Below are 25,243 nucleotides of genomic sequence, written 5' to 3' on the forward strand. Positions count from 1 at the left end.
AAAGAAAAAGGACACAATAAAATTTCATATTGCTGGTATACGAATTTCTGGTTCTGCAAAGACTAGTTTCTGACAATGCGTCAGAAAGAGAGGGTCTTATGAGTAATGTGATTCGTTCCAGAAAAGCCGCAGTCATTGGCTGCGGCTTTGTTGGCTCTGCGATTGCGTTTACCTTGATGCAGAGCAAACTGTTTTCGGAGCTGGTGCTGCTGGATGTGAATAAAGATAAGGCAGACGGGGAGGCGAAGGATATTTCCCACGGCGTCCCCTTTGCGGCACCCATGAAAATCTATGCAGGAGATTACGATGATATTGCGGATGCTTCGATCATCATTGTGACAGCAGGGGCCAATCAGAAGCCGGATGAGACAAGGCTGGATCTGGTGCACAGGAATGTAGAAATCTATCAGAGCATCATCCCGGAAATTGCCGGCAGAAATTTTGGCGGGATTCTGCTGATCGTCTCGAATCCGGTAGACATTTTGACTTATGTGGCACTTCGCCTGAGCAGTTTGTCGGAAGAACGGGTGATCGGTTCCGGAACAGTACTGGACAGTGCACGCATGAAATATGCGCTTGGACAACATTTGCAGGTAGACAGCCGCAGTGTACATTCCTATATTGTGGGAGAGCATGGTGACAGCGAGATCGCGGTGCTGAGCAGTACCAATATTTCCGGCATTCCGCTGGATGTATTCTGTGAGATGCGCGGTTACGAGAATCCGAAAGAAAAGCTGGATCTGATCGCGGAATCTGTCAAAAACAGTGCTTACGATATCATCGCCAAAAAACAGGCGACGTATTACGGCATTGCCATGTCCGTGCGCCGGATCTGCGCCTGCATCGTCCGCAATGAACGCTCGATTTTGCCGGTATCGTCCATGATGCATGGGGAATACGGCATCCGGGACATTGCCCTGAGTATGCCTGCAGTTCTGGGGGCGGACGGCGTGGAAACGCATGTGCCGATCTCACTGAATGAAGACGAGACGATCAGGCTGATCCAGTCGGCAGAGACGCTCAAAGGCATTGCGCAGGGGCTGGAACTGTAGAACAAGACCGGATGCATCAAAATGGTCAGAAATCTGGTTGGAGATCGGAAATCTTCCTGCCAGGGATTTTCTGGGATTTCCAACCGGGTTCCAGCCAGGGTCCATGAAAAGAACTTTCTCGACGACAGCCTCCTTCTGTGGTATAATTTTTTCTATTATGCGATTACGAAAAGGAGGCTTTTTTCATGGGTGTACAGGAGCAGGAAAAAGCAAAGACATATCGCTGCATCGGCCTTCTGGCCCATGTAGATGCAGGGAAAACGACGTTATCTGAGGCGATTTTATATACGTCCGGAACCATACGGAAACTGGGGCGTGTAGATAACCGGGATGCGTACCTGGATACATACGCGCTGGAGCGGGAACGGGGCATTACCATCTTTTCCAAGCAGGCAGTATGCCAGCTTGGGGATACCACGGTTACACTGCTTGATACACCGGGACATGTGGATTTTTCCGCGGAAATGGAGCGGACACTGCAGGTGCTGGACTGCGCGGTGCTGGTGATCAGCGGGGCAGATGGCGTGCAGGGGCATACGGAAACGTTGTGGAGCTTACTGAAACGTTACCAGGTTCCGACCTTCCTTTTTATCAACAAGATGGATCAGCCGGGAACCGACCGGGATGCGCTGATGGCAGAGCTGAAAAAACGCCTGCATGATTCCTGCGTGGATTTTGAACCGCTGGACGGGCCTGAGGATGCAGTGCCGGAGGACGTGTGGGAGAACATCGCCATGTCCGATGAAGCGCTTTTGGAGCAGTATCTGGAAAATGGAAGCATTACGGATGATCAGATCCGCGGGCTGATCCGGCAGCGGAAGCTGTTTCCGTGTTATTTTGGTTCGGCGTTAAAGCTGCAGGGCGTGGAGGAACTGCTTGCCGGACTGGAGCGGTGGATGGGAAGTGAAAACACCGAAAAACACAGTTTGGCCGCTGGTACAAAAGCAGAGCAGGCCGTTGGAAAAACGGAAATCAGGGATCAGAAAGATTCCCGGAATGCATTTGGTGCCAAAGTCTTTAAGATCTCCCGCGATGATCAGGGTGCCAGGCTGACTCACTTAAAAGTCACATCAGGTTGTCTGAAAGTAAAAGATTTTCTGGAAGAAAAGGGCAAAGAACCGGAGAAGGTCAACCAGATCCGCATTTATTCCGGCACGAAATACGAACTTGTGAATGAGGCTGTGCCAGGCATGGTCTGTGCGGTGACCGGTCCTGTGACAACGTATCCGGGCCAGGGGATTGGAACGGAGGCAGAATCCGAGCTTCCGGTCCTGGAACCGGTGTTAAATTACCGTGTAGAGTTGCCGGAGGGCTGCGATGCCCATAAAATGCTAGCAGAACTAAAGCAGCTTGAGGAGGAAGAACCGGAACTTCACATTACCTGGAATGAACCGGCGCAGGAAATTCAAGTGCAGGTTATGGGTGAGGTACAGATCGAGGTGCTAAAAAGTCTGGTGGCAGAGCGCTTTGGTGTGGATATCCGTCTGGATGCAGGAAGTATTGTATACAAGGAGACGATCACGCAGACCGTAGAGGGCGTGGGGCATTTTGAACCGCTGCGCCATTATGCGGAGGTCCATTTGCTGATGGAGCCGGGGGAACCGGGCAGTGGTCTGCAGTTTTCTGCCCGCTGCAGTGAAGATTTTCTGGACCGGAACTGGCAGCGCCTGATCTTAACCCACCTGGAAGAAAAACGCCATCGTGGAGTTCTCACCGGCTCTGAAATTACGGATATGCAGATTACGCTGATCGCAGGACGCGCCCATTTAAAACACACCGAAGGCGGGGATTTCCGCCAGGCCACGTACCGGGCAGTCCGCCAGGGACTGTGTGAGGCAGCAGCGGAAGGATGTGTGCAGATTTTAGAGCCGTATTACGCGTTTAAGCTGGAGGTGCCGTCCGAGTATGTAGGCCGCGCCATGACGGATCTGGAGCGCATGAAGGGAACCTTTGAACCGCCGCAGTTAGAGGAAGAAAATATGGTTTTAAGCGGTGTGGTTCCGGTTGCCACCATGCAGAATTACCAGCGGGAGGTTGTTTCCTACACGAAAGGACGCGGACGGTTAAGCTGCGTGCTTCAGGGATATTTCCCATGCCATAATGCGGTGGAAGTGGTGCAGGAAACAGGTTATGAGGCAGAACTGGACCTGGCGGATCCGACGGGCTCGGTATTCTGTGCCCATGGAGCCGGCTTTGTGGTGCCATGGTATGAGGTGAAGCATTACATGCATATCCAGACCGGAATTCCGGTGCTGGGAGAGGAAGCCGCGGCGAATACCGACAATGACGCCGCTGATGGATGGAATACGGGGGGCGGAGCTGGAAGGAACATTGGCGCGTCTCCTGGGGATGGCAGAAATGCGGGAGCAGGAACCGTAGGGATATCTGGCAGATCCGTATCGCAGACTGGAAGCTGTTCTAATTCTGGTGGTGCGTCTTTCGGTGCTGATGAAAAAGAACTCGAAGCCATTTTTACCCGTACCTACGGCGAGAGCAAGCGCAAACGCTCCTACGACAGCGGTCCGCGCCAGGTGGTGTATGATCCTGGAAAATATGCGCATACCAAAAAGGAAGAACCCGTGGAAGAATACCTTCTTGTGGATGGCTACAACATCCTCTATGCCTGGGAGGAACTTCGAGAGCTGATGAAGGTCACTCTGGATGGTGCGCGGCACCGTCTCATGGACATGCTCTGTAACTATCAGGGCTACCGCAAATACAACCTGATCGTGGTATTTGATGCCTACAAGGTGAGCGGCGGAGTTGGAAGCACGGAGGATTATCACAATATTCATGTGGTTTATACCAAAGAGGCTGAGACCGCGGACCAGTACATCGAAAAATTTGCCCATCAGATGGGAAAGAAATACCGGGTGACCGTGGCAACTTCCGATGGACTGGAGCAGGTCATCATCCGCAGCCAGGGCTGCCTTCTCATGTCAGCCAGTGATCTGGAGGAAGACATGGAGCGCGTCAGCCGCCAGATTGAGGAAGACCGGGGGCATCTGGTAAAGCCTGGAAAACGTTATCTCTTCGCAGATGTAGAGAAGGATCTGGCTGAATACTTAGAGCAGGTACGGCTTGGGAAGATTCCGGCGACATCAGAGAAGCAATGAGTGGAAACCTGGTTGCTGTATACGGGTAGGAATTTTCTGAACTGAAAATTCCGTAAGATACAGTTCTGGTAGCAGATTTTGCCGATTTGGAATGCGAAGCATCGGCAAAATCCCGTTGCCTGGCACGCACGTGTGAACGGCAACGAGAAATCTTCGCAGAATCAGAATTCTACCTTGCATTATTGTTTTTCTTGAAGTACAATATAACTGGTTCGTCAAAATTTAGACAAACCACATTGGGAATGCAGGAAAAGAGCTGCTGTCTGCCGCATGGAAAACAGCAGCCATCGGACCGGAAGCCGGTCGTTAAAGAAAAAGGAGAACAAGTCATGGAAAAAAGACCAGTGGTATTAATGATCTTGGATGGATACGGATTAAACGATCATTGTGAGGCGAACGCAGTCTGCGAGGGCAAGACCCCGATCATGGACCAGCTTATGAGCCAGTGCCCGTTTGTAAAGGGCCAGGCAAGCGGTCTGGCAGTCGGTCTGCCGGACGGACAGATGGGTAACTCTGAGGTTGGTCACTTAAATATGGGTGCAGGACGCATCGTATACCAGGAGCTGACCCGTATCACCAAGTCGATTGAGGATGGTGATTTCTTCCAGAATGAGGAACTGATGGCAGCAGTCGAGAACTGCAAGAAGAACGATTCCGCGCTGCATATGTTCGGTCTGGTATCCGACGGCGGTGTGCACAGCCACATCACCCATATTTACGGACTGTTGGAACTGGCTAAGAGAAACGGGCTTTCCAAAGTTTATGTTCATTGCTTCTTAGATGGTCGTGACACCCCGCCGACCTCCGGAAAAGAGTTCGTGGAAGCACTGGAAGCGAAGATGGCAGAGCTGGGCGTCGGCAAAGTTGGCGTTGTTTCCGGTCGTTATTATGCCATGGACCGTGATAAAAACTGGGATCGCGTGGAGAAAGCCTACAACGCGCTGACCAAGGGCGAGGGTGTTCATGCAGAGCATGCAGTGGATGCCATTCAGGCTTCTTACGATGACGGTAAGACGGATGAGTTTATGCTGCCGACGGTCATTACGGAAAACGGTGCTCCGGTCGCAACCATCAAAAACGGCGATTCCGTGATCTTCTTTAACTTCCGTCCGGACCGTGCACGTCAGCTGACCCGCACCTTCTGCGATGATGAATTTACCGGTTTTGACCGCGGCGAGCGCATCAAAACAACCTTTGTCTGCTTCACCGATTACGACGAGACCATTGAAAACAAGTTGGTTGCATTCAAGAAAGAGAGCATCACCAATACCTTTGGTGAGTTTTTAGCTGCGCACGGCTTAAAGCAGGCCCGTATCGCAGAGACCGAGAAATATGCGCATGTAACCTTCTTCTTTAACGGCGGTGTCGAGGAGCCGAATCCGGGTGAAGACCGTATTCTGGTTCCGTCCCCGAAGGAAGTAGCAACCTACGACTTAAAGCCGGAGATGAGCGCACCGGCTGTCTGTGACAAGCTGGTAGACTGTATTAAGTCCGGCAAGTACGATGTCATCATCATCAACTTCGCGAACCCGGATATGGTTGGCCATACCGGAGTAGAGAGCGCAGCCATCAAGGCCATCGAGACGGTAGATGCCTGCGTCGGCAGAGCGGTTGATGCCATCAAAGAAGTGAATGGTGTGATGTTTATCTGCGCAGACCACGGAAATGCAGAGCAGCTGGTAGATTACAGCACCGGCGAGCCGTGGACCGCACATACCACCAACCCGGTTCCGTTCATCCTGGTCAATGCAGACCCGTCCTACAAGTTAAGAGAGGGCGGCTGCCTGGCAGATATCGCTCCGACCCTCATCGAACTGATGGGAATGGAGCAGCCGAAAGAAATGACTGGAAAATCCCTGCTGGTCAAATAAACAATATTGCACAGTAACAAATAGAAGGTCCGGGCGTGTACGAGTCTGACTTCCTCCATTTTCACATATCGTTGTTCGCTTGCTTTCGCTGACACATGTTCGCCTGCATTGGATTTACATCCGCTGCATTCGGACATGTGTGCGGGGGAGGCGAAACAACTGATATGCTGAAAATTCCAGAAGTCAGACTCATACACGCCCTACTTTTATTGACTCCGCTGCGTACGAAAAAAACTGCAACCATCACTAAATTGGCTGAGTGTTAGCTTATTTTCAGTCATTTCAGTAGTGATTGCATTTTTCTGGAAGTTTGATGAGCCTACCAGTGCACTGGATCCAGAACTGGTGGGAGAGGTCTTAAATGTCATGAAAGAATTGGCAAAGCAGGGGATGACCATGATCGTCGTTACGCATGAGATCAGCTTTGCCATGGAAATTGCGACAAAGATCGTGTTCATGGATGGAGGTGTGGTTGTCGAAACCGGGACACCAAAAGAGCTTCTGACTGCGCCGAAAAATCCGCGTACCCGCGCGTTTTTGCAGCGTATTTTACCGAATGATTATGACTATCAGATATAGATTGTGAGGATGAATTATGGTACAATTTGATCAGGTTCTGAACCGGAAAGGGACAAACTGTGCAAAATGGGATCACCAGGGCGGAGACGGAAGCATTCTTTATTCCACACCGATGTATACCCATATCCGCCGTCTGCCGCAGGAAGCCAGGGCCGCTGTGACAGAGGTTCCAATGAAAGAAAACAATCTGTTTTACACCATGGACTTTGAAGCGCTGGAGCAGGCGGTTACCCCGCAGACGGGCGTATATGTGCTCTGCAATCCGCATAACCCGGTTGGACGGGTATTTACGAGGCAGGAGCTTACACAGGTTGCAGATTTTGCAAAAAAGCATGAGCTTTTCGTGGTAGCCGATGAGATCCACTGTGAGCTGGTCCTGGAAGGGGAGCATATCCCGTATTTCAGCCTGAACAAAGAGGCAGAGCAAAACAGCATCACCCTCTGCAGCGCAGGAAAGATCGCAAATATTCCGGGACTTCCGCTGGCTTATGCGATCATTCCGAATCCGGATCTGCGCAAACGCTTTGAGGAAGAGGCGCTTGGCTTGTTTTCGGTTCGCAATATCCTTGCAGAAACAGCCCTGACAGCTGCTTACAATGGTTCCTGCGATGCATGGAAAGAAGAACTGCGGGACTATCTGCGGGCAAACCGCGACTATCTGGAGGCGCGGATCTCAGAAATTCCGGGACGTATGGACAGCCATGAATTTTAGGAGAGGAGAATGAAAACATGAGTGAGAAAAAAAAGACCTGCTTCAGCTGCGTGGATTGCGGAAAATGCGGCTGCAAAAAGCATAACGGAGACTATCCGGAGTTTTGCGCGACCGCAGCACTGACGGAGGAAGAGCTGCAGGAGATCGCGCACCTGTATGAAAACCGGGTCAACAAAAAAGTAGCCATTGCTTCTGCGGAAGTAGAAGGGGAATTCTACGGCAGATATACCCGTGTGGAAGAGACCATCGAGTTTGCAAGACGCATCGGCGCGAAAAAGCTGGGAATCGCGACCTGCATCGGTCTCCTGGAAGAAAGCCGGATTTTGGCAAAGATCCTGCGCCTAAACGGGTTTGAGGTTTACAGCGCAGCCTGCAAAACCGGCTCCATGTTAAAAACAGATATCGGCGTCAAACCGGAATACACCTGTGTAACCGGCAATGTAATGTGCAATCCGATTCTGCAGGCAAAGCTTTTAAATAAAGAAAAAGTGGATTTAAACATCATCATGGGATTGTGCTGTGGACATGACAGCCTGTTTATCAAGTATGCGAAGGGTCTGACAACAACCCTGGTAGTAAAGGACCGTGTCCTTGGAAACAATCCGGTGCAGGCGCTGTATCAGGCACGCGCATATTACAAGAGACTGTTAGAAAAGCCGATTTAGGTGCCGCACATGCCCTGCTTTATTGGCGGCGCTGAAAAGATAGCACAGCGGCACCAGATACAGAAAGAATGCCGCAAGCAGGCTGCTCATGGGGGCTCCGATGGTTGCCAGGGGAACGGCGCCCGCAATGGACCACGGGATGAGCGGTGCGACGACAACGGAAGAGTTTTCCAGATCAAGAGCCATGCGGCTGTTGTTGGGCTCTAAGTCATTTCCCAGCTGTCTGGTCAGCATAATGGAAAGGGTCTGGTTGCAGGCAATCATGGAAGTACCGATGGCAGCTGTCAGGATTGCGCCGAACGGGGTAATACGTGATCCAAGCTTTGATAATCCGTTCTTCAGTCCGTCTAAGAGTCCGGTATTCTGGAAGATGCCGGCGTAGGAAGAAGAGATGCACACGATCGCGGCAACTTTTACCATGGAAAGGATTCCGCCTCCGTCAAGAAATGCTGCAACTTCCGGATCGGCAGCGTGGTAGCCGGATAAGAGCAGCTGCGGCAGGTCGGAAAAGGACAAATCCTGAATGAAAAAGCCAACGATCAGGGAAACGGCGATGCTGGCAAGCATGGCAAATTTTACCGGGATGCGCATCAGCGCCAGAATCAGGATCACAATGGCTGGCAGGATCGCTGCCGGGTGAAGCACAACCTCCCGCCCGAACAGGGCGGTAAGATCCGTCGTTTCAGCCTGACTGTGCAGCTGGAAGCCGAAAACCCCGTACAGGATGCAGGTCAGAAGAAACGGAAGCCATGCGGTGCGGACCATGTTTTTGATGTTGTCAAAGATGCTGGTTTTCGTCAGCTCGCTGACCAGAAGTGCGCTGGTGGAAAACGGGGAACAGCGGTCTCCGAAAAAGGCTCCGGAGAGAATGGCACCGCCGAGAAGCATCGGGTTTGCACCGGCAGAGACGCCCATGGCCATGCAGATCACACCGATGGTGGCTGCCGTGCCAAATGAAGTACCGGTCAGCACAGAGAGCGCACTGTTTAAGAGAAATGAGACAAGTAAGAGCACTTCCGGGCGCAAAAGTCTGGTGGCGTGGCAGATGATAAACGGAATCGTCCCGCAGGCGCGCCACAGGGCTGTCATCATCCCAATCAGGACAAACACGATCAGAATGTTTTTGGCAGTGAGAATGCCGGAGATGAGCATGGAGAGAATCTTCTTTGGAGGATTCCCTTTTTTTAATGCATATCCGCTAAAGAGGATGAGTCCTGCAAAGAGGGCATACAGGGTAGGAAGCCCGAAGATAAGACAGGTTATCAGAATAAGGGAAAACAGCCCCAGGGTAACAGTTTCCATGAAAAAATACTCCTTTTCGTTTGTAATAGGGAAACCGCAGATGTTGCGAACGACACCGGCAATGAAATGACCGGGTTCCCACTCACTATCCTAACACAGTTTCTTTTTCCTTCCAAGATGAAATACTGCTTCCATTTCCATAAAAAATGAGATAGAATGAACTGTAACACTGAGATCCCGTGGCTGTGTACGTGAAAAATAGTTACGGGATAGAATGGAAACAAGACCGGTTCAGACCGGATCACGATACCCCGGAAGGAGAAAAAGCAGAGTATGAAAATTGCAATCGTAACGGACAGCAACAGCGGAATTACCCAGGAGCAGGCAAAAACCATGGGGATTTATGTGCTGCCGATGCCATTTATGATCAACGGAGAAACCTTTGAGGAGGATATCAACCTGACCCAGGAAGAATTTTACAAACGTCAGGCGGAAGATGCGGACATCAGTACTTCCCAGCCTTCCCCGCAGGCGGTTACAGATCTGTGGGACAGCTTGTTTGCACAGGGCTACGAGCAGATCGTCCACATCCCGATGTCCAGCGGCTTAAGCGGATCTTGTCAGACTGCCCGTATGCTGGCGCAGGATGAGCCCTATGAAGATAAGGTATTTGTCGTGAACAACCAGCGCATCTCCGTGACCCAGCGCCGTGCCGCAATGGACGCGAAGGAACTGGCAGAGGCTGGTTTTAACGGAAAGCAGATTTTCGAAATCCTGGAACGTGTCAAGATGGAATCCAGCATTTACATCACGGTTGACACCCTGAAGTTCCTGAAAAAAGGAGGACGTATCACACCGGCAGCAGCAGCGCTTGGTACCCTGCTGCGCATCAAACCGGTGCTCCAGATCCAGGGCGAAAAGCTGGATTCTTTTTCCAAAGTCCGTACCATGAAGCAGGCGCGCACAACAATGCTGTCCGCGGCAGAGAAAGACCTTTCTGAGCGTTATGCAGATCCAAAGGCAGAAAATACCTGGATCTTTGTGGCACATACCCAGAATACGGAACCTGCAGAAGAGTTTGCAAAAGAGATCGAAGCACAGTATCCGGCTGCCGGTGCAATTGATCAGGCACCGCTGTCTTTGAGCATTGCCTGCCACATCGGACCAGGTTCCCTGGCAATCGCCATGTCCAAGAAGATCGATATTGAGGCAGAACGGAAACGCTATGGCTTATAAAATGAAAAAACTGCAGATTCCCTGGCTGAAAAAACGGGTCGTCAGTTTAAAAGTGCCAATCACGGTCTGCCTGGTCCTGTTTGGTATCATTCCCATGTTTTTGTGCACCCAGACGATCTTAAGCTCGCTCAGGCAGACCCAGATCGACGAGCGCATGGTAGAAGTGCAGAATCAGTGTCAGATCTTAAGCAGCAAAATCGCACGCACCGGATATCTTTCCGGGGAAGACCGGAGCAATTTAAACAGTGAGATTGAGACGATTGCAGATGTTTACAATGGACGCATTGTCGTGGTGAACCAGGATTTCAAGATCGTGCAGGATACCTTCCATATTGCGGAAGACCGCATTCATATCGCGGATACCGTCATCCGCAGTTTTCAGGGGGAAACCGTGAGCCGGTACAACCGCGATAAGCATTATTTTGCCCAGGCAATCCCAATCTACAGTCTGTCCCAGGACAAGCATGTCGAGGGGGTTCTGGTTGTGACTGCATCAACCGAGGCCATGATACGCCTGACCGACACGGTAGGAGACCGGCTGATTCTGTTTCAGGTGATCCTGGTTCTGGTGCTGATTCTGGCTGCAGTACTGGCGGCGGCCATGATGGTCCGCCCGTTCAAGGACTTCCAGGTCCGCCTGCATCATGTGGAGCAGGGAGCTCTCGATACCGATATCAGCTCCGAGGCATATCGGGAAACACGGGATATTTCGAATTCGGTTGCCCAGACCATCACGAAGCTTCAGGAAGTCGATCAGTCCAGACAGGAATTTGTTTCCAATGTGTCCCATGAACTGAAGACGCCGATCACATCGATCCGCGTACTGGCAGATTCCCTGATGGGCATGGGCGAGGTGCCGGTAGAACTTTACCGGGAGTTTATGGAAGATATTTCAAATGAAATTGACCGCGAGAGCAAAATTATCGATGATCTGTTATCCCTGGTAAAAATGGATAAGTCAGAAGCGGAGTTAAATATAACCCAGGTAAACTTAAATACGCTGGTAGAGCAGATCTTAAAACGCTTAAAGCCGATCGCAAACCGCCGGAAGGTAGAACTGATCTTTGAGAGTATCCGGGAGGTGACGGCCGACGTAGATGAAATGAAGCTGTCCCTTGCCATCACCAATCTGGTAGAAAATGCAATCAAATATAATATGGAAGAAGGCTGGGTGCGTGTAACCCTGGATGCAGACCATAAATTTTTCTATCTCAAGGTGCAGGACTCCGGAATTGGAATTCCGGAAGATGTCCAGGATCGCATTTTCGAACGTTTCTACCGGGTAGATAAAGCCCGTTCGCGGGAAACCGGCGGAAGTGGTCTTGGTCTTGCCATTACCAGGAATGTCGTACTGATGCATAAGGGAGCGATCAAACTTTCCAGCAAAGAAGGGGAAGGCAGTACCTTTACGCTTCGCATTCCATTAAACTATATCGCCTAGCAGGAGGAGTTTTATGAAACAATCGCAGTATCGATGCAAAAAGGCCGGCAGGCTTTTTTACAGGAATCGCCTGATGCTTCTGATCGTTCTTCTGGCAGGGCTTTTTCTGAGCGGATGTCAGAAACGGAACACTCCTTTGCAGGATGGCGAATCAGAGTATCAGATCTATTATATGAACCAGGCAGCAAATAAGCTGATTGCGCAGCCTTACCGAACCAAAACAGACGATACGGAGCGTCTGGTCGGGGAACTGGTGGATGCGATGCTTCATGTACCGGCTGATCTGGATGCCCAGGCTGTTTTATCCGATAAGGTAGTGTATCTTGGCTGCCGTCAGGATGACAATGTGCTTTACCTGTTTTTTGACAACAACTACACCAGTATGAATGCCTGCCAGGAGATTTTATGCCGGGCAGCGCTGGCAAGAACTCTGACCCAGGTGCCGGGGATTGAATACATCAGCATTTACTCTGGTGACCAGCCTCTGTTAGATCGAAACGGAATGCCGGTTGGTCCGATTTCCGCAATGGATTTTGTAGACAGCATTACCGATGTCAATGCCTATGAGCGCACAGAGCTGACGTTGTATTTTACAGATGAAGACGGGACGATGCTGTATCCGGAAAAACGCAGTGTCATGCATAATGTAAACACATCCGTAGAGCAGGTCATCCTTGAAGAACTCATCAGCGGACCGGAACAGCCGGGACTGATGCCGACTTTAAATTCGCATATCAAGATTTTAAATGTTTCCGTCAATGAAAACGTCTGCTATGTTAATTTTGATGCAGCATTTTTAAACAATTCCCTGGAAGTAAAGGATTATATTCCGATTTATTCCATTGTGAACTCCTTATCGGAACTGTCCAATGTCAACCGGGTGCAGATCACGGTGAACGGCTCCCAGGAAGTCACATTCCGGGAAAATATTTCATTAAATACATTGTTTGAGAGAAATCTCGATTATACAGGAGGAAATTAATATCAGACATCCATTGCTGCTTTTGACAGGGGGATTCGTACTTGGAGAGGTCGTAATCCTGCATCAGGGCACAATGAAAAAACTGGCGCTGCTTTTTGCGGCGGCGCTCGTGCTGTGTGCGGCTGCTGTGCTGGCAGACCGCCGCAGAAGAAAGTTTTGCATTGCAGATCACCGTGGAGGTGCCCGTGGCGCATCCACCGGATGGGGCAGGAGCTTAGGAATCAGGCTTCTGCCTCTTTTTGTATTGTTTGGCATGGCACGCGGTATGCAGGAGCAGCATGTGGTGGTTAAGGAAATGTGCATGCAGCTGGATGCAGAACGTACTTATGGAGAGGGACGGATCGTTTCTGTCGGGGAAAAAGAAGCCTGGACGGTTCTTTTGTTAAAGCAGGTGTCTACAAAAGAAGGCAGACTTCGATATCTGCAGGTGTATGTGGAGCGGGATCTGGAAGGCACAGGGAATGCAGAAAACCAGGATGACCGGGCAAAGCACTCTGCTGAAAAGACAGAAAACAGAAATGCAGAGAAAATCGATTCTGATCGAGAAACAGAAGTCCGGGCGGAGCAACGCGCTCCGTACCGGATTGGGGAATCCGTGCGGGTCTGGGGCGAGTTTAGCACTTTCCAGCCTGCTTCCAATCCGGGGGCGTTCGATTATGCAGCATATTACCGGGGAGAAAAGCTGGTATGGAGGGTGTTTGCACGGTCTGTAAGGAACATCGATGGGAAATCCTATGGCTTAAGCCGTCCCGTTGATGGTCTGGCAAATATGCTTTGGCATGTTCGGGGCTGGGCGTCCGACCGGCTGAAGCTTTTGGCGGGAGAGGAAGACGGAGGCATCTTTGCAGCCATGCTGCTTGGCGAGAAAGGCAGTATGTCGGAAGAAATCCGTGATCTGTACCAGAAAAACGGCATTGCCCACCTGCTGGCGGTGAGCGGGCTTCATCTGTCACTGGTCAGTATGGCAGCTTATGGCTTCTTGCGCAGGGCAGGAGCCGGGTATGGGAAGGCAGCCGTAGCGGGAGGGACGATCCTGGTTTTTTATTGCATGCTGACAGGGGCATCGCCTTCGGTTCTGCGTGCGCTGGTCATGACACTGTGCGGTTTTCTGGCTGCTTATCTTGGCAGAACCTATGATCTGTTGTCTGCTATGGGCTTGTCCGCGCTGCTCCTTTTGTGGTACAGTCCCTACCTGATGGATCAGGCCGGTATCCAGCTTTCGTTTGCGGCCATCGGAGGTATTGGGCTTGCCAGGGACTTGGAAAAGGGCGGGAAAATGGCTGCTTCTGTGTGGGAGCAGACGATGCGGATGACTCTTTGTATGCAGCTTGTCTCCCTGCCGGTCGTATTGTGGCATTTTTTTGCGTATCCGCTGTATGGAATCTTTTTGAATCTGCTGGTAGTGCCGCTAGCAGGAATTATTGTGGGAACGGGAGCCGGAGGACTTCTTGCCAGTCTTTTCAGGATACAGGTGGGTGCGTTTCTAACCGGAGGAGGCCGTGCGGTTTTGGCGTGGTATACATTTTGCTGCAGGTGTTTTATGAGATTGCCGGGCTGCAGCCTGCTCATGGGGAGACCGGAACTTTGGCAGATCGTGCTCTATTATCTGGTACTGGGAATTGCGCTGCGGGTCGGCAGTGAAAATAGGATGGTGGCTGTTTGCGGGTCTGACAGGAGGGGCGGGAAGCAGCCCAATTTGGAATATACCTGGCAGACCGGGAACCGGCCCGATCTGAGATATGCCCGACAGGTCAGAATCGTGCGGCAGATTGCTTTAAAAACCCGGGAGTATCTTCTTGTGATCGCATTGCTTGCCGGACTGGTATGTTTGCACACTCCGGCGGTGCGCGGTCTGGAAGTGACGATCCTGGATACCGGACAGGGAGACGGCATCTGCATCCGCACAAAGAATCAGGTGATTCTGGTCGACGGAGGCAGTACCGACCAGAAAAAGCTGGGAGAATACAGCCTGGAGCCGTTTTTGCGGAGCAAGGGAATCCGCTTCATAGACCTTGCCATTGTCAGCCATGGAGACTGGGATCATATCAGCGGTTTAAGCTGGCTGATGGAACAGGCAGCAGAGAAGGGAAAGAAGGGGATAGGAAGACAGGAAGCGGCAGGTGGGGAAGCTGCGGGTTTTGTGAAGGTGAAAACGCTGGTACTGCCGGAGAAAGGAAAAGGAGAAGAAGTGTATGAGAACCTGAAACGATTGTGCGAGCAGCAGGGCGGTCATGTGATCTGGGCTGCGCGTGGTGACGGCTGGAAGGAAGCAGGAGACGGAATACTGACCCTTACCTGTCTGTATCCGGAACGGAATGTCCTATCCGGGGGTGACAGTCAGATACAGGCCGCGAGGAAGCCAATGATACAAATGCCCCAAACATTCCGTGAAAATCATGTGGAAACAGACCGAAACGAACATTCCCTGGTCTTTTTGCTGGATTATCGTGCGTTTCATATGATGTTAACCGGAGACATGAGTGCAAAAGGGGAAGAAGAACTGATCCGTCTGGAGAAACACGAAGCAGAGGATATGTCAGAGAACGTGTCAGAGTATATGGATGGCAGCAGAGCAGAGAAGGAGAATATTTGGATTTTAAAGACTGCGCACCATGGTTCTGCATATTCCAGCAGCGAGGCATTTCTTTCCTGGCTGGATCCGGACTGTGCGGTGATTTCCTGCGGAAAAAAGAACCGTTACGGGCACCCGCATCCGGACACGATAAAGCGCCTGACGAACTGCGGCAGTAAGATTCTGCTTACGACAGAAAACGGTGCCATCATCTGGAAAACAGACGGGCACCGGGTCTGGCTGAAAACGATGAAGCGGGGAGCAGGAAGATCAGAATGATCCGTCTTTCCGCAAATTATGAAATACGTAGGAAAAATAAGCATCCTGGGTTTCTTTTTTTGTTCTGCGGCTGCAAAATAAACTTTCCCCGTTTTTAAAGAGGATCTTTCCATCCTCAGAAATCGCCTGAACCTGGGAAAAATTCACCAGAAGTGTTTTGCTGTTTAAATAAAAACTTCCGGATTTTGGCAGCAAAGCAAGCAGATCGGAAAAAGACATGCGGGTGCGGATGTCGTCTTTCATGGAGTGCACCAGCAGACAGTGACCGGATTTTTCTACGTAGACGATATCGTCCAGTGAAAGCGGACGGTTTACCGGGGCGGCGCCCTGTCCGGAAGTGACTGGAATGGTGATGCAGGACGGTACAGCGAGATGTTCCCGGATTTCCTGAAGACACCAGGCGAGTTTATCCGGCTCTACTGGTTTTAAAAGATAATCCAGTGGATGCACTTCGTAGCCTTCCAGTGCAAACTCCAGCTCCGATGTTGTAAAGATAATGGGGATCCGTTTGGACAGACAGCGCAGACGCCTGGCTGTCTCCATGCCGTTCAGGCCGTTTTTCTCCAGCATGATGTCCAGAAAAACAGCCTGAAATGTACCTGGAATGAATTCTTTCAAAAATACTTCTCCATTCGGATAGCAGGAAAAATCTGCCGGGATTCCAAGTTTTCTATGTTCTTCCCGGATCAGTCCCAGGAGGTACTCCTGATCCTCGGTCCGGTCCTCCACGATCGCGTAATGCATAAAATTCTCACCTCACAAGAAAGGATGTGCCTTGGCACATTCCTGCGCCGGAGCGCGGCTGCTCTGGCAGCCATCTACGTTTGTTTATGACCAGTGTAACATGGAATAAATGACGTGTAAAATGGAAAATTGCTTGTAACGGGCAAAAGGAGATGTTACCATAAACAACAGAAATGATGCTGCTGCCCGGGAAAAGGAGAATCTGAATGGACATCCGCTTGCCGGGAATGCATCTGAAAACAGCAGCAAAACGGTATTGAGAAAAGAAGCAGGGGGAAAACGAACTATGATTATTATGGTATGTGTCGATGATCACAATGGAATGATGTTCAATAAGCGTCGCCAGAGCCAGGACCGTGTGCTGCGGCAGCATATGCTGGAGCTGACAAATGGAAAGAAGCTGTGGATGAATACTTACAGCAGAGGTCAGTTCTCAGAGGAAGCTGCCAGCAGCATTCAGGTGACAGAAGATGGATTTCAAAATATCCCATCCGGGGAATATTGCCTGATCGAAGACCAGGACCCGGCTCAGTACGCAGAAAATGCGGAAGAAGTAATCCTGTTTCGTTGGAACCGCAGTTATCCGGCAGATTTATACTGCACTTTGGATCTGTCGGCGTGGAAACTGGCGCAGACAGAAGAATTTGAAGGGTATTCGCATGAGAAGATCACGCAGGAGCGCTACGTGAGATATTAAAACTTAATTTCTTTTCCTTCCAGTCTCCACTGCCTAAATTCTGCAGAAGCGGAAAGGAGCAGGTCGGAGGAGGAGTTCAGTGCGGTCTCAACAGAATCCTGGATGACTCCGATGATGAAGCCAACGCCGACTACCTGCATGGCAATATCATTCGGGATACCGAATAAGGAGCAGGCCATCGGGATCAGCAGCAGGGAGCCGCCGGCAACACCAGATGCGCCGCAGGCAGAAAGGGCAGCCAGAACGCTTAAAATGATGGCACTTGGAATATCCACTGTGATGCCGAGCGTGTGTGCGGTAGCCAGAGCCATAACGGTGATGGTGATCGCTGCGCCGTCCATGTTGATGGTTGCGCCAAGCGGGATCGTAACAGAGTAGGTATCCTTGTCCAGTCCCATTTCCTCGCAGGCTTCCATGTTGATCGGAATGTTTGCTGCAGAGCTTCGGGTGAAGAATGCGGTGATCGCGCTTCTCTTTAAGCATTTGAAGATCAGCGGGTACGGATTCTTGCGGATGCACCAGAATACCAGGATCGGGTTGGTAACAAAGTAAATGAACAGCATGGAACCAACCAGAACGGCAAGGAGTTTTCCGTACTCTGTGAAGATGGAAAGACCATTCTCGGAAACAGTGCTGAATACAAGTCCCATGATGCCAAACGGTGCAAAGCTGATGATCCAGGTAACTACTTTCGCAAGACCACCTGCAATTTCATCGAACATGGTTTTGGTGGTTTCGCTTGCGCCGCGCAGACCAATGCCGAACAGCACTGCCCATACCAGGATACCGATGTAGTTTGCGCTCACGATGGACTGAACCGGGTTGCTTACCATGTTTAAAAGCAGGGAACTTAATACTTCCGTGATTCCCTCCGGGGCAGCCAGGTCAGATGCGCCCTCAGCCAGAGTCAGGGTGATCGGAAACATCATGCTGGCGATCACGGCGATGACAGCAGCCAGGAAGGTACTGAACATGTACAGGATGATCACGGTACGGATGACGCCGCCGTGGCTCTTACCGGAATGACACAAAGAACTGATGACCAGGAAAAATACCAGGAGCGGAGCGACTGCTTTTAACGCACCTACAAAAACATTGCCAAGGATGGAGATGCCGGCAGCCTGCGGAACTGCAAGGCCTAAGATGGCACCGATGATGAGGCCGGCAACGATTCGTTTTACAAGACTGATGCCGCACCAGGTTTCGAATAGCTTTTTCATAAATATGCCTCTTTCTTTCGTTAATGGATCAACTGTGATTGATCTGTGGGCGACGCCCAGTGTTTTATTATACACAATTTGCAATAGAAATACAAATGTTTTTTCTGCACGGACATTTCCGGAAGATTGTTTGCGGATGGCTTTTGAAATATTTCTGAAATTGAAAGAAAATTGTAAATTCTCCCCATCTGTTTTGTGGTATTCTTTTTATAGAAAACAACAGCAAAGAAAATGGAGGGAACGCGATGAAGTATCAGATTCTTGGAACAACCATGCCTGCAGTGGAGATTTTATTTGAACAGAGCGGAGAGAGCATGTATACCCAGACCGGCGGCATGGCATGGATGACAGAGGGTATCAGCATGACTACCAATGCACGCGGCGGTCTTATGAAAGGAATTGGCCGTATGTTTGCAGGGGAATCCCTCTTTATGGCAACTTACAAGGCAGAACAGCCTGGTACCCAGATCGCGTTTGCTTCGACGGTTGCAGGAAGCATTCTCCCAGTCAATGTGGGGGAAACCGGCGGACTCATCTGCCAGAAGGGTGCATTCCTCTGCGCCCAGGAAAGTGTTGATTTAAATGTTACTTTTACCAAAAAAGCGTCCGCAGGTCTGTTTGGCGGAGAAGGCTTCATTCTGGAGGAATTAAGCGGAAGCGGCATGGCATTTCTGGAGATTGACGGGGATAAAGTCATCAAAAATCTGCAGGCGGGCGAGGTACTGAAGGTCGATACCGGCAATGTCGTTGCGTTTGAAAAGAGCGTTCAGTACGAGATTGAGACGGTCAAAGGTTTCGGAAATATCATGTTTGGCGGAGAAGGTCTGTTTTTAACCAGACTGACCGGTCCTGGCAAAGTGGTATTACAGACTCAGAACATCGCAGAGTTCGCAGGAAGAATCGCAAGATACATCCCGGCTGCTACCACAAAATAGAGATTGCCTGTCTGCGTTTCCATCAAAGGGGAACCGCCGCATGCGTTGATACGCAGAAATCGTTTGCCGGGACTTGACATTTTGAGGCTTCCACTTTATAATGCGATATATTGGCAAGATACTGTTTCTACGATGCGAAAATAGTATCATTGACATCCAAAAGTCGTAAATACAGGTTAAGGCATTGAAGAGAACAAGTAACAGTCCGAGGTACCGCACAGAAAGCAGCCGGCAGATGAGAGGCGCGCGGAAAACGAACTGCGAATACATCCCGGAGCCGTGCACCGAACAAAATCAGAACCACAGCGTTACAGATATGTCGCAGAAGTTATGGCATGGAAATGCCAGGATTCCGAAAACCGCATTGGAATCGCGAAAGGGGGTTCTGCATGGATCAGTAGGCTGCGCCGGATTACAGCATCCGTTATCATGCTGGAACAAAGCAGGCGGAAACAAAATGCATCAATCAGCATCGATCTGCAGCTTTGTTCGCTGAGGCAGGCAGTGTGAACTGTCTGTGAAGTAAGGTGGTAACACGAGACGTCCCTCGTCCTTTCTGGCATTTGCCAGGAGGACGGGGTTTTTTATTTCTATTTCTAAGATATCAAAAAGGAGAATGACAATGAACTGTTATGAAGAGCTGGTAGCCCGCGGTCTGATCGCCCAGGTTACAAACGAAGAAGAAATCAAAAAAATGGTAAACGAAGGAAAAGCAACCTTCTATATCGGTTTTGATCCGACTGCAGACAGTCTGCACGTAGGTCATTTCATGGCACTGTGCTTAATGAAGCGTCTGCAGATGGCAGGCAACAAGCCGATCGCCCTCATCGGCGGCGGTACCGGTATGATCGGTGATCCGTCCGGACGTACCGACATGAGAAAGATGATGACTCCGGAGATGATCCAGCACAACTGCGACTGTTTCAAAGAGCAGATGAGCCGTTTCATCGACTTTAGCGATGGCAAGGCTCTCATGGTAAACAACGCGGAGTGGCTGTTAAAATTAAACTATGTAGAGCTGCTGCGTGAAGTTGGTGCCTGCTTCTCCGTTAACAACATGCTGCGTGCAGAGTGCTACAAACAGCGTATGGAGAAAGGCTTAAGCTTCTTAGAGTTCAACTACATGATCATGCAGAGCTACGACTTCTATATGTTATACCAGAAATACGGCTGCAACATGCAGTTTGGCGGCGATGACCAGTGGAGCAACATGTTAGGCGGTACCGAGCTGATCCGCCGTAAGCTGGGCAAGGACGCTCACGCAATGACCATTACCCTGCTGTTAAACTCCGAGGGCAAGAAGATGGGCAAGACCCAGTCTGGCGCCGTATGGTTAGACCCGAACAAGACCACTCCGTTCGAGTTCTACCAGTACTGGAGAAACGTGGCAGATGCCGATGTATTAAAGTGTCTGCGTATGCTGACCTTCCTGCCGCTTGAGCAGATCGATGAGATGGACAAGTGGGAGGGCAGCCAGTTAAATACTGCAAAAGAGATCCTGGCATATGAGCTGACCAAGCTGGTTCACGGCGAGGAAGAGGCTAAGAAAGCACAGACTGCAGCACGTGCACTGTTCAGTGGTCAGGGCAGTCTGGAGAACATGCCAAGCTTTACCTTAACCGATGCAGATTTCAACGAGGGAAGCATTGACATTCTGGCAGTTCTGCAGAAATCCGGTCTGGCTCCGACCCGTTCCGAGGCAAGAAGAAACGTAGAGCAGGGCGGTGTATCCGTAAATGGTGAGCCGGTGAAGGAGATCAAGACAGCCTACACCAAGGCAGACTTTGCAGGTGACGGTATGGTTGTAAAACGTGGTAAGAAGAAATTCATGAAGGTAACAGCTGAGTAATTATGGAAGAAAATAATCAGAATAGGAATGCGGGGCAGGATTCGCAGACCCCGCACAAGCGCCGTGTCCGCTATAAGGGCACCCATCCGAGAAGATTTGAGGAAAAATACAAAGAGCTGAACCCGGAAAAATACGCAGATACCATCGAGCACGTTATTCAGAAGGGCGGAACACCGGCGGGAATGCACATCTCCATTATGGTGAAAGAGATTTTGGATTTCCTGCAGATCAAGCCGGGCCAGAAGGGCCTCGACGCAACGCTTGGCTACGGTGGTCATACCCGTGCCATGTTAGAGCAGCTTCATGGCGAAGGCCATATTTACGGCCTGGACGTAGACCCGATCGAGTCTGTGAAGACGAAAAAACGTTTGGAGGATCTTGGTTTTGGCGAGAATATTATGACGGTGCGCCAGATGAACTTTGCTGACATTGACCAGATTGCAAAAGAAGTTGGACCGTTCGATTTCATTCTCGCTGATCTTGGCGTTTCCTCGATGCAGATCGACAACCCGGAGCGTGGCTTTTCCTATAAATTCGACGGACCGCTGGATCTGCGCTTAAACCCGCAGGCTGGGATCTCTGCGGCAGAGCGGTTAAAAGAAGTTGACCGGGAAGAACTGGCTGGCATGCTGCTGGAAAACTCCGATGAGCCGTATGCGGAAGAAATCGCACGCTGCATCACCGGAGCTATCCGCAAAGGGGAAAAGGTGGACACGACCACGAAGGTGCGGGAGCTTATTGAACAGGCGCTTTCCTTTATCCCGGAAAAAGAACGGAAGGAAGCCGTGAAGAAAGCCTGCGCCAGAACCTTCCAGGCCCTGCGCATCGATGTAAACAGCGAGTTTGAGGTGCTTTACGCATTCCTCGACAAGCTGCCGCATGTGCTGGCACCAGGCGGTCGCGTGGCGATTCTGACCTTCCATTCCGGCGAGGACCGCATGGTAAAGAAATCGTTTAAGCAGTACCAGAAGGCTGGACTGTACTCCGAAATCGCGGAAGATGTCATCCGGCCGTCCGCAGAAGAATGCGTCCGCAACAGCAGAGCAAGATCCACGAAGCTGCGGTGGGCAGTGAAAGCAGATTAACAATTTAAGTATATGACAAGGGCCGTGTGAGTTGCCTTTTGGCAACGCACACGGCCCTATTAAAGTTAATCAAATTGTTACATTTTGATCAATTCATAATCCCGGCTTCCCAGCCCGATCTTCTCAGCATGCTCCAGGCAGGACTTCCACTCGGACTCCGGTGTGGAGTTGGTGAAATGGTCGTGGTGGTCATGGAAATTTGGATCTGCGAGATGCTTTGCCAGCTGGCTTCCCGGCATCGGCTGTGCAGCCATGCAGGCATCGACGCAGGCCTGATCCAGGGCCAGCGGGTCGAAAGAAGCAAACATACCGATGTTTGGCAGGATCGGAACATCGTTTTCGCCGTGGCAGTCACAGTTTGGGGAGACATCCACGATCAGGGAAATATGGAAGTTCGGTCTGCCATCCACAACCGCCTTGGTGTACTCTGCCATGCGGCAGTTTAACAGCTCATTCGCATTGTTGTTGTCGAAGATAATCGCGTCAAAGTTGCAGGCACCCAGACAGCGGCCGCAGCCCACGCAGTTATCCTGATTGACATGCATCTTTTTCGTGGATTCATCGAATACCAGACCGCCGTTGGCGCATTCTTTCTGACAGCGGCGGCAGCCACGGCACAGGCTCTCCTCAATGTGCGGTTTTCCGCTGCAGTGCTGCTCGGTCTTCCCGGCACGGGAACCGCAGCCCATACCGATATTTTTGATCGTGCCGCCAAAGCCGGTCATCTCATGACCCTTGAAGTGCGTCAGGCTGATAAAAACATCAGCATCCATGATGGCACGTCCAATCTTGGCAGCCTTCACATACTCACCGCCCTGAACCGGAACCTCGATATCGTCCGTACCCTTTAAGCCGTCACCAATGATGACCGGGCAGCCGACGGAAAGCGGGGTAAAGCCATTCTCCCAGGCACATTCCAGATGCTCCAGGGCATTTTTTCTGCTTCCCGGGTACATGGTGTTGCAGTCGGTCAGGAAAGGCTTGCCGCCAAGTTCTTTTACGACATCAGCGACTGCTTTGGCGTAATTCGGACGAAGATAGCTGATGTTTCCAAGCTCTCCAAAATGCATTTTGATGGCAACAAACTTCCCATCCATGTCAAGGTCGGCAATGCCGGCTTTTTTAATGAGCTTTTTTAATTTGGTCGGAAGGCTGTCGCCGAAGGCAATGGTATGAAAATCGGTAAAATATACTTTGGATTTTTCCATGGTTATGTATTCCTCCTGAAGGTAAGTTTTGATCGCATGCATCGTGGCTGCTGTTTGCAGATTTCTGAAACATATTTTATTATAGCTGCAAAAAAATATCAATAAGAGAAAACTATTCATTGATTTTTTTGTTACTGAAGTGAAAAGCTTATTTCCACTTTGAAAGGGACAAAGTAGATGTTAGTCTTTCCCTTATTTCCACTTACACTATAGTTGTATTTAGTCTTACACTTTATATACCTGACAGCCATTGCCCAGACTATCGGCAAAGACAAGTCTACTGTTGGCAAAGAAATAAAGCTGCACCGTTCACTTACACACAAATGTAAGATCTGGTGCTGGAACGCTATCCATCGGAGAAATGGCAGTGCAAGAAGATGGAATGCCTGATTGCTCTGAAGCAATACCGGAATGCCATGACTTATTACGAAACCATAGCGTGGGAATCTGGGCGAAGCTGCAGCGCGTTTCTGTCTGAGAAGCTGAAGACACACTTATCAGTTTGGAGAACGCGATAAAAACCAGTTTATAAAAGACGGCGTATTGGATATGAAACGGGTCCAGGAAAAATTCATGGTTCATTTTCATGATATTTATGGAAAAGATTCAGACAAATTTGTAGAAGAGAATGGTCGACGTCTGTTTTGCTGTATTTGAAACCAATCATCAATGGAACTGGAAATTATTATATTGAGGCACAGACCAGAGATCAGACACGGACGGATGTCATTGTGGATTATTTGGGAAGACAGTAGGTCATAAGTTGCTTGTCACGTTTGCGTAAATAGGAACGGTAATAAATCCTTAAGAGAAACGTCTGCAATAATCAATGGCAATTAAGAAATTTATCTGCTATACTGTGCGTGTGAAAAGGAAACAGAAGTATTTTGTAACCGAAAACGATGCAGCGGATGAAAATAACACCGCTGAACCATGATTACAGATAAGGAGATAGATCTTATGAAAAAGAAAAACAATGCAATTACAGCTATTGGTATGGCAGCTCTTATGACAGCAGCAGGTGTTCTGACTGCCATGGCAGCCCAGTCCCCGACCATTGTAGCCGGAAGTGGTATGAGCCAGAATGAAGCAGCAGGACCGGGAACAGTTGGTGAAAATGCAGCAGCTGAGGAGCAGGCACCAATCTGGGGCACCATCATCAGCGTGGATGGCAGCAGCATCGATCTGGACTGCCCGGCAGGCAATGTGTTTGAGGGGGAAGTCATTGTAAATATTTCCGATGATACACTGGTTTTGGATGGTGAAAACGGTTATCCAGTGGAATTAAAGGATCTTCAGGCCGGAGAGACGGTGTATGCCTACATCGGCCCGGCTATGGCCATGAGCCTTCCACCGCAGGCAACCGGCGAGGTTGTCATCGGTAAGATCCCGGCAGACGCGAAGGCACCGGAGTACATTACGGTAAAATCCATGACTGCAAATGCAGACGGAAGCTGGAGTCTGGTTTCCACGGCCGGAACCGAGTATGCAGTTTCTGCTGACTGCCGCATTCTGCCGTATCTGACCAGACAGATCGTTTCCCTGGAAGATGTGGAGCAGGGCAGCAACCTGCTGGTATGGAGCGATAGCGAGAACCAGGCACAGAAACTGGTGCTGTTTGCGAGATAGTATGATACAAGGATTATAGTAGCATGCAGTGCGAAACAATCCGGTATCATAGAAGTTAGATTTTTGCTCGTGACTGTGAAGATACGGAACCGTTACAAAGTTAGAAGAACGAGACAGTGAAAAAAGCAG

At 50.3% G+C, this 25,243-nt stretch carries 18 protein-coding genes and 1 pseudogene; 15 read left to right on the top strand and 4 right to left on the bottom strand.

Translation table 11 applies throughout. The features are described 5' to 3' along the window. Window positions 1-98: 98 nt before the first annotated feature. From DXB18_RS01425 to DXB18_RS01450, 6 genes and pseudogenes are all read left to right on the top strand, one after another. Window positions 99-1,052, top strand: a complete 954-nt coding sequence (locus DXB18_RS01425) for an L-lactate dehydrogenase (RefSeq protein WP_118705591.1) — start codon at window positions 99-101, stop codon at window positions 1,050-1,052. A gap of 185 nt (window positions 1,053-1,237) precedes the next feature. Next, the gene (locus tag DXB18_RS01430; RefSeq protein ID WP_118705593.1) at window positions 1,238-4,168 is read left to right on the top strand and encodes a TetM/TetW/TetO/TetS family tetracycline resistance ribosomal protection protein; all 2,931 of its coding nucleotides are present in this window, start codon (window positions 1,238-1,240) and stop codon (window positions 4,166-4,168) included. A gap of 329 nt (window positions 4,169-4,497) precedes the next feature. After that, window positions 4,498-6,039 carry a 2,3-bisphosphoglycerate-independent phosphoglycerate mutase gene (gene gpmI, locus DXB18_RS01435; protein ID WP_118705595.1) on the top strand — a complete coding sequence of 514 codons (1,542 nt, stop codon included), beginning with the start codon at window positions 4,498-4,500 and terminating at the stop codon, window positions 6,037-6,039. Window positions 6,040-6,348: 309 nt separating this feature from the next. Further along, window positions 6,349-6,618, top strand: a pseudogene (locus DXB18_RS01440) (amino acid ABC transporter ATP-binding protein); the annotation flags it as partial. Between the two features lie 16 nt (window positions 6,619-6,634). Next, complete coding sequence (locus DXB18_RS01445) at window positions 6,635-7,330, top strand: aminotransferase class I/II-fold pyridoxal phosphate-dependent enzyme (protein ID WP_118705597.1); 696 nt, start codon at window positions 6,635-6,637, stop codon at window positions 7,328-7,330. Between the two features lie 17 nt (window positions 7,331-7,347). Continuing rightward, a complete protein-coding gene (locus tag DXB18_RS01450) occupies window positions 7,348-7,995 on the top strand; it encodes a DUF1847 domain-containing protein (protein WP_118705599.1) in 648 nt (215 codons plus the stop codon). Here DXB18_RS01450 and DXB18_RS01455 read toward each other — a convergent pair. Next, the gene (locus DXB18_RS01455; protein WP_118705601.1) at window positions 7,978-9,297 is read right to left on the bottom strand and encodes a Na+/H+ antiporter NhaC family protein; all 1,320 of its coding nucleotides are present in this window, start codon (window positions 9,295-9,297) and stop codon (window positions 7,978-7,980) included. The two genes, DXB18_RS01450 and DXB18_RS01455, sit on opposite strands and share 18 nt — an antisense overlap. A 273-nt stretch (window positions 9,298-9,570) precedes the next feature. On the opposite strand from DXB18_RS01455, the gene DXB18_RS01460 reads away from it, so the two are divergent. The 4 genes from DXB18_RS01460 (at window position 9,571) to DXB18_RS01475 (ending at window position 15,747) form a co-directional block, all read left to right on the top strand. Next, window positions 9,571-10,473: a DegV family protein gene (locus DXB18_RS01460; protein ID WP_118543976.1), complete on the top strand. Its 903-nt coding sequence runs from the start codon at window positions 9,571-9,573 to the stop codon at window positions 10,471-10,473. Then, window positions 10,463-11,914 (top strand): ATP-binding protein, encoded by a 1,452-nt coding sequence (locus DXB18_RS01465; RefSeq protein ID WP_118705603.1) that lies wholly within the window; start codon window positions 10,463-10,465, stop codon window positions 11,912-11,914. Before DXB18_RS01460 ends, DXB18_RS01465 begins: the two co-directional genes overlap by 11 nt. 13 nt (window positions 11,915-11,927) lie before the next feature. After that, entirely contained in the window at window positions 11,928-12,896 is a 969-nt protein-coding gene (locus DXB18_RS01470) for a GerMN domain-containing protein (RefSeq protein ID WP_118705605.1), read from the top strand. A 73-nt stretch (window positions 12,897-12,969) separates the two neighbouring features. Beyond that, window positions 12,970-15,747 carry a ComEC/Rec2 family competence protein gene (locus tag DXB18_RS01475; RefSeq protein ID WP_147355206.1) on the top strand — a complete coding sequence of 926 codons (2,778 nt, stop codon included), beginning with the start codon at window positions 12,970-12,972 and terminating at the stop codon, window positions 15,745-15,747. Here DXB18_RS01475 and DXB18_RS01480 read toward each other — a convergent pair. After that, window positions 15,739-16,491 (bottom strand): LytTR family DNA-binding domain-containing protein, encoded by a 753-nt coding sequence (locus tag DXB18_RS01480; protein ID WP_118705609.1) that lies wholly within the window; start codon window positions 16,489-16,491, stop codon window positions 15,739-15,741. The genes DXB18_RS01475 and DXB18_RS01480 overlap by 9 nt on opposite strands. A 286-nt stretch (window positions 16,492-16,777) precedes the next feature. On the opposite strand from DXB18_RS01480, the gene DXB18_RS01485 reads away from it, so the two are divergent. Beyond that, window positions 16,778-17,188: a ribonuclease Z gene (locus DXB18_RS01485; RefSeq protein WP_118705611.1), complete on the top strand. Its 411-nt coding sequence runs from the start codon at window positions 16,778-16,780 to the stop codon at window positions 17,186-17,188. Here the strand turns inward: DXB18_RS01485 and sstT are convergent. Further along, window positions 17,185-18,408, bottom strand: coding sequence for a serine/threonine transporter SstT (gene sstT, locus DXB18_RS01490; protein WP_182430426.1), 1,224 nt, complete (start codon window positions 18,406-18,408; stop codon window positions 17,185-17,187). The two genes, DXB18_RS01485 and sstT, sit on opposite strands and share 4 nt — an antisense overlap. A gap of 245 nt (window positions 18,409-18,653) precedes the next feature. On the opposite strand from sstT, the gene DXB18_RS01495 reads away from it, so the two are divergent. The 3 genes from DXB18_RS01495 to rsmH all read left to right on the top strand — a co-directional run bounded on the left by DXB18_RS01495 (window position 18,654) and on the right by rsmH (window position 22,277). Next, window positions 18,654-19,343, top strand: coding sequence for a TIGR00266 family protein (locus tag DXB18_RS01495; RefSeq protein WP_118705613.1), 690 nt, complete (start codon window positions 18,654-18,656; stop codon window positions 19,341-19,343). 622 nt (window positions 19,344-19,965) lie between these two features. Continuing rightward, on the top strand, window positions 19,966-21,192 hold the full coding sequence (tyrS, locus tag DXB18_RS01505; protein ID WP_118543985.1) for a tyrosine--tRNA ligase: 1,227 nt from the start codon (window positions 19,966-19,968) through the stop codon (window positions 21,190-21,192). Between the two features lie 2 nt (window positions 21,193-21,194). Next, a complete protein-coding gene (rsmH, locus tag DXB18_RS01510; protein WP_118705617.1) occupies window positions 21,195-22,277 on the top strand; it encodes a 16S rRNA (cytosine(1402)-N(4))-methyltransferase RsmH in 1,083 nt (360 codons plus the stop codon). Window positions 22,278-22,354: 77 nt separating this feature from the next. On the opposite strand, the gene DXB18_RS01515 is transcribed toward rsmH, so the two are convergent. Next, window positions 22,355-23,485, bottom strand: a complete 1,131-nt coding sequence (locus DXB18_RS01515; RefSeq protein WP_118543987.1) for a DUF362 domain-containing protein — start codon at window positions 23,483-23,485, stop codon at window positions 22,355-22,357. Window positions 23,486-24,445: 960 nt separating this feature from the next. Between DXB18_RS01515 and DXB18_RS01525 the strand changes: the two genes are divergently transcribed. Continuing rightward, a complete protein-coding gene (locus DXB18_RS01525) occupies window positions 24,446-25,114 on the top strand; it encodes a hypothetical protein (RefSeq protein ID WP_118543988.1) in 669 nt (222 codons plus the stop codon). Window positions 25,115-25,243: the final 129 nt, after the last annotated feature.

This window comes from Clostridium sp. OM02-18AC (genome assembly GCF_003481825.1).
Classification (GTDB): domain Bacteria; phylum Bacillota; class Clostridia; order Lachnospirales; family Lachnospiraceae; genus Brotaphodocola.

What these genes read in the sequence shown, in the direction of transcription:
- DXB18_RS01425 (WP_118705591.1), top strand. Translation starts at nt 99, where the DNA reads ATGAGTAATGTGATTCGTTCCAGAAAAGCCGCAGTCATTGGCTGCGGC.
- DXB18_RS01430 (WP_118705593.1), top strand. Translation starts at nt 1,238, where the DNA reads ATGGGTGTACAGGAGCAGGAAAAAGCAAAGACATATCGCTGCATCGGC.
- gpmI (WP_118705595.1), top strand. Translation starts at nt 4,498, where the DNA reads ATGGAAAAAAGACCAGTGGTATTAATGATCTTGGATGGATACGGATTA.
- DXB18_RS01445 (WP_118705597.1), top strand. Translation starts at nt 6,635, where the DNA reads ATGGTACAATTTGATCAGGTTCTGAACCGGAAAGGGACAAACTGTGCA.
- DXB18_RS01450 (WP_118705599.1), top strand. Translation starts at nt 7,348, where the DNA reads ATGAGTGAGAAAAAAAAGACCTGCTTCAGCTGCGTGGATTGCGGAAAA.
- DXB18_RS01455 (WP_118705601.1), bottom strand. Translation starts at nt 9,297, where the DNA reads ATGGAAACTGTTACCCTGGGGCTGTTTTCCCTTATTCTGATAACCTGT.
- DXB18_RS01460 (WP_118543976.1), top strand. Translation starts at nt 9,571, where the DNA reads ATGAAAATTGCAATCGTAACGGACAGCAACAGCGGAATTACCCAGGAG.
- DXB18_RS01465 (WP_118705603.1), top strand. Translation starts at nt 10,463, where the DNA reads ATGGCTTATAAAATGAAAAAACTGCAGATTCCCTGGCTGAAAAAACGG.
- DXB18_RS01470 (WP_118705605.1), top strand. Translation starts at nt 11,928, where the DNA reads ATGAAACAATCGCAGTATCGATGCAAAAAGGCCGGCAGGCTTTTTTAC.
- DXB18_RS01475 (WP_147355206.1), top strand. Translation starts at nt 12,970, where the DNA reads ATGAAAAAACTGGCGCTGCTTTTTGCGGCGGCGCTCGTGCTGTGTGCG.
- DXB18_RS01480 (WP_118705609.1), bottom strand. Translation starts at nt 16,491, where the DNA reads ATGCATTACGCGATCGTGGAGGACCGGACCGAGGATCAGGAGTACCTC.
- DXB18_RS01485 (WP_118705611.1), top strand. Translation starts at nt 16,778, where the DNA reads ATGATTATTATGGTATGTGTCGATGATCACAATGGAATGATGTTCAAT.
- sstT (WP_182430426.1), bottom strand. Translation starts at nt 18,408, where the DNA reads ATGAAAAAGCTATTCGAAACCTGGTGCGGCATCAGTCTTGTAAAACGA.
- DXB18_RS01495 (WP_118705613.1), top strand. Translation starts at nt 18,654, where the DNA reads ATGAAGTATCAGATTCTTGGAACAACCATGCCTGCAGTGGAGATTTTA.
- tyrS (WP_118543985.1), top strand. Translation starts at nt 19,966, where the DNA reads ATGAACTGTTATGAAGAGCTGGTAGCCCGCGGTCTGATCGCCCAGGTT.
- rsmH (WP_118705617.1), top strand. Translation starts at nt 21,195, where the DNA reads ATGGAAGAAAATAATCAGAATAGGAATGCGGGGCAGGATTCGCAGACC.
- DXB18_RS01515 (WP_118543987.1), bottom strand. Translation starts at nt 23,485, where the DNA reads ATGGAAAAATCCAAAGTATATTTTACCGATTTTCATACCATTGCCTTC.
- DXB18_RS01525 (WP_118543988.1), top strand. Translation starts at nt 24,446, where the DNA reads ATGAAAAAGAAAAACAATGCAATTACAGCTATTGGTATGGCAGCTCTT.